The following is a 2,799-nucleotide window of genomic DNA, read 5'->3' as shown; positions in this document are numbered from 1 at the left end:
CCATGGATCGACGTGATGCGCCCCTCGGGTCGGGACTTCCCCCTGCAGCCGCATTTCGGAGTGAACCGCATCGCGACTTGGTCGCCCTCGGTCACGACGACAATCACCACCGAAGGCATGCCCATCACCTCGGTCTGCACCGTGTCGCACCCGACGCTGGCCGCCGCAAACCTTGCCGCCTCGATGCGCCGCTGGCGTCTGACCTCGGCTGCCGTCGTGGACTCGGTGGCCGACCAGCGCTCCGCAGGCTGGGCCTGCTGGCGCGGCAATGCCGCAGGCCTCGGCGGCTGGACCTTCGCGACGCGGATTTCGCTGACGACCCTGCAGGCACCCGCGGCGACGGTGATCGTCTCTCGGTTGTAGTCGCGGAAGGCTTCCCAGACGAGGAAGCCGCCGGGGTGTTTGCCTTCGACCAAAGTGGTCATGGTGTCATCCTTTCAGCTTGAAGGTGCGGGCGACGATCTCGCCCCAGGGGCGCGCGGCCGAGGAGCGGCCAGGTTGCGGGTGATGGGGTGCGATCTCGGGCTCGGCCTCGGCCTTCGCGGCAAGGAGGGCCGTGCGCACCTCGTCGAGGCTCGCGTCCTCTTCGAGGAAGCGGCCGGCCATCTGCGGCTGGCCCGCGAGGCGGCAGAGATCGACCACGGCGCGGGCATGTCCGATGGCCTCCGCCCGGATCGCGGCGGGGTCCGGCGGCGCACCGCTGGGCGGCGGCGTCTCGGCCAGCGGCTGAGCGGTGTCGGCGGCGGCGGCCTGCTCGTCTTCGGCGTCCTCAACCTGACCCGTTTCGTCGGTGACCTCAGTGCCGGCACCGTCGGTCTCGTTGTCGGGCGCCGGCTCGACCCCGACCGCTTCAACCAGGACAGGCGGTGCGTTGCGGAAGCGCCCGATGTCGAAGTTCGCGGCAATCCGGACAGGCTCGATCAGCCGGTCGGCGAAGCCCTGCGCCACCGCGTCGCCAGCGTCGAACCAGGTCTCGGCCGCCATGAGCGCGGACACTTCCTCCGGCGTCCGGCCGGATTTCGCGGCGTAGCCCGAGACGGGGCTGCCTTTCACCTTGTCGAGCGCCTCGGCCATGGCGCGCATGTCCTCGGCCGTGCCCATCACCAGCCCCGATGGGTTGTGGATCATCAGGAAGGCGTTCTCGGGCATGACGATCTCGTCGCCCGCCATGGCGATATAGGAGGCGGCCGAGGCGGCGATGCCGTCGATCCAGACCGTGACCGGGCCAGCGTGCCGTTTCAGCGCGTTGTGGATCGCGACCGCATCGAAGACCGATCCGCCGGGGCTGTTGAGCCGCAGATCGACCGGCGTGCCCTCGGGCAGTGCGCCCAGTTCGGCCAGAAAACCCTTCGCCGAGACCCCGTAGGCGCCGATCTCGTCATAGATCGCCACTTCCGCACCGGTCCCCCGGACGCGGATCGCATACCAGTTTGCCATGTCGTCACTCCTGTTCGGTGGCCGGATCGGTCGCGACGGCGCCGCCATCCGTGTTGTTGCCGGCGCCATTGCCGGGCTCGGCCCGCGTTGCAGGCGTCGCGCGGGCGCCCTGCGTCTCGCCTGGGCTGGTGCGGTAGCGCAGGCCGAGACCTGTCGCGCGCGCGGCGTCGGCGGCGTTCTCGCGGTCCACTTCCTCGACGTCGTAACCGGTCGCCTCGACCACCTTGCGCCGCGAGGTGATGCCGGCCTCCATCGCCAGCACCTGCGCCTGGATGTCCTTCAGCGGATCGACCCAGTCCCAGCGCGGCGGGATCCATTGCACCGGTCGCGCCGCCGCGGGATCGGCGTCGAGCGCACCCGCGAGCACCGCCGTCTCCAGCCAGCGCTGCCACACCGCGCGACAGAGCTGGTGCACGATCGAACCGTGCTGCAGCAGCCCAAGATCGTGGCGGGGACATGGAAGGCCGCGCGCGCCCATGCCGCCGATATCAGCGAACCCGCGCATCATCATCGTCACGGACCGCGATGATCTCGACAAACAGATCAAGGACACCTTCAAGTCCTGCGACCTGGAGCCGGTCCGCGCGACGAGCGGGGCTCACCTTCTGGAACTCGTCCAGAACAAGGCTCCGCTGATCACCACGATCATCAACAAGTTCGACACGGCGCTGAGGAACAGCAAGCTGGCGGACGACGACCCGAACATCTTCGTGCTGGTCGACGAGAGTCACAGGACGCAGACAGGGCGCTACGGCGGCTACAGCCAATTCGCCGCCAAGATGCGGCGCCTCCTGCCCAGGGCCTGCTACCTCGGCTTCACCGGCACGCCCCTGCTGAAGAAGGAGAAGAACACGCTTTCGACCTTCGGGCGGCTGATCCACCGCTACGCCATCGACGAGGCGGTCATCACGGCCCCGCATTCTTCGAGCTACTCGACAAAGTGATGCCCGATTGGGAGCGTCGGAAGCAACGACTGGAGCGGGCAATGGCCTGAGAACTTCCGAACCCGGTCGCGGCAGATGCAAACGCGACTCCAATCGAAGCAATTTCACCGGCTTGAATTTCGTCAATATCTACATGGGCTTATGAAAAATTCACCAAACCGGCGCAGTCATGAGGTCCGGAGAATGTCGGCCCGGAGAGACCGCTTCCAGGTCCACTGGCAGCGAGGCTGGTGCTCAGCCCCTCCAGCATAACCCCCGAAAACAACGAAAAATCCGGCTGCAGCCGGATCGGGAGAACGCTTTCGCGGGGGCAATTGGCGGAGGGAATGGGCCTGCCATCAAACCTTCTTTTGTGGATGCCGCTCGGTTTGCAAGGAATTTGTGATCGTCTGGACTTGTGATCGAGTGCGGTCTTTTG

At 67.0% G+C, this 2,799-nt stretch carries 3 protein-coding genes and 1 pseudogene; 2 read left to right on the top strand and 2 right to left on the bottom strand.

The genetic code is table 11. The features are described from left to right. A pseudogene (locus tag G8O29_RS18645) lies at window positions 1–330 on the top strand (DUF2793 domain-containing protein); the annotation flags it as partial. 99 nt (window positions 331–429) lie between these two features. Here the strand turns inward: G8O29_RS18645 and G8O29_RS18085 are convergent. Both G8O29_RS18085 and G8O29_RS18080 read right to left on the bottom strand, forming a co-directional pair. After that, window positions 430–1,437: a head maturation protease, ClpP-related gene (locus tag G8O29_RS18085; protein WP_166404587.1), complete on the bottom strand. Its 1,008-nt coding sequence runs from the start codon at window positions 1,435–1,437 to the stop codon at window positions 430–432. 4 nt (window positions 1,438–1,441) lie between these two features. Then, window positions 1,442–1,954, bottom strand: coding sequence for a phage portal family protein (locus G8O29_RS18080; RefSeq protein WP_207623999.1), 513 nt, complete (start codon window positions 1,952–1,954; stop codon window positions 1,442–1,444). Here G8O29_RS18080 and G8O29_RS18075 point away from each other — a divergent pair. Beyond that, window positions 1,914–2,381 (top strand): DEAD/DEAH box helicase family protein, encoded by a 468-nt coding sequence (locus G8O29_RS18075; RefSeq protein ID WP_242679193.1) that lies wholly within the window; start codon window positions 1,914–1,916, stop codon window positions 2,379–2,381. The two genes, G8O29_RS18080 and G8O29_RS18075, sit on opposite strands and share 41 nt — an antisense overlap. The last annotated feature ends 418 nt before the right edge of the window (window positions 2,382–2,799 follow it).

Origin of the sequence: Rhodobacter calidifons (assembly GCF_011174775.1) — a bacterium.
Taxonomy (GTDB): Bacteria; Pseudomonadota; Alphaproteobacteria; order Rhodobacterales; family Rhodobacteraceae; genus Tabrizicola; species Tabrizicola calidifons.
This window is presented reverse-complemented; position numbering and strand designations above follow the sequence as displayed.

Coding starts and splice junctions, on each gene's coding strand:
- G8O29_RS18085 (WP_166404587.1), bottom strand. CDS start 1,437: ATGGCAAACTGGTATGCGATCCGCGTCCGGGGGACCGGTGCGGAAGTG.
- G8O29_RS18075 (WP_242679193.1), top strand. CDS start 1,914: ATGCCGCCGATATCAGCGAACCCGCGCATCATCATCGTCACGGACCGC.